The organism is Paenibacillus sp. OT2-17 (assembly GCF_009827695.1).
Lineage (GTDB): Bacteria > Bacillota > Bacilli > Paenibacillales > Paenibacillaceae > Paenibacillus > Paenibacillus polymyxa_B.
This window is the reverse complement of record NZ_WUDQ01000871.1, coordinates 1-1067: the sequence shown is the minus strand read 5'-3', so window position 1 is coordinate 1067 and position 1067 is coordinate 1. Positions and strand designations below refer to the sequence as shown.

1 protein-coding gene and 1 pseudogene are annotated in these 1067 nt (G+C 44.7%); both read right to left on the bottom strand.

What is annotated here, in order from left to right; genetic code table 11:
* Positions 1–774, bottom strand: a 774-nt coding sequence (locus GRP75_RS27800) for a methionine gamma-lyase family protein (RefSeq protein ID WP_202404351.1), incomplete at its 3' end; no start/stop codon positions are given.
* A gap of 111 nt (positions 775–885) precedes the next feature.
* A pseudogene (locus GRP75_RS27795) lies at positions 886–1067 on the bottom strand (GTPase HflX); the annotation flags it as partial.

The window sequence follows — 1067 nt, the reverse complement described above, 5'->3', positions numbered from 1 at the left end:
AGTTAATCGGTAGGATGCTAGCTCTACATACTTTTGTTTGCCGCAGATATATCCACCCGTTTCTGCAATGCCACCACCGGGATTTTTAATCAACGAACCTGCCATCAAATCGACACCTACCTGAGTAGGTTCCAGCTTCTCGGTAAATTCACCGTAGCAATTGTCAACAAAGACAATGACGTCAGGTTTTATTTCCTTCACACGTGCTGTCATTTCTTCAATATCTGCTACACTAAACGAAGCTCTCCAATCATAACCGCGTGAACGCTGAATACCGATCACTTTGGTATTGGCATAGATCGCAGCCTCCACCGCTTCCCAGTCCACTTTACCTTCCGCTGTCAGTGCGGTTTCTCCATAAGTAACACCAAAATCCTGCAATGATCCTGTTCCGTCGCCGGGCTTACCAATCACTTTGTGGAGGGTATCATAAGGTCTCCCAGTAATGTACAACAGTTCATCCCCTGGACGCAGCACACCAAATAAAGCAGTGGCAATTGTATGAGTACCCGAGGCAAAATGCGGACGCACCAACGCTGCCTCCGCACCGAACACATCCGCATAGACTTCTTCCAGCACCTCACGTCCCCGATCATTGTAAGCATATCCCGTAGAACCCGCAAAGTGAAAATCGCTCACTTGCTTCCGCTGGAATGCCTGAATTACCTTCCACTGATTTGAATCTACAATATGATCTATGTGCTGTATACGTTCTTGTATTTTATGTTCTGCAGTTTCCTGAATTTTCTGAATTTCTGGACTAAAAACTACCATTTACCTTCTTGACCCTCTCTCTTACGCAGCCTTAAGCTATTCATGTTATATTATTGTTCACTTTGAACGATGAGCATTTTCATTTTATTGACCCAAAAACATCATTAGATGTTAACCTTCTGTGAACTCGCTGAGTGCATGACCGTACTTTTCGTACTCGCCTCTTTGAATTTCAACCTCATAAATGACATCATTGCCATCATACTCTGTCAGCAGTACATCTCCGATTCGATAAAGCACCGAGGTTAAATCTCCACGTTCCGCGGGAATGCGAAATCTCAGCGTATCCCCAC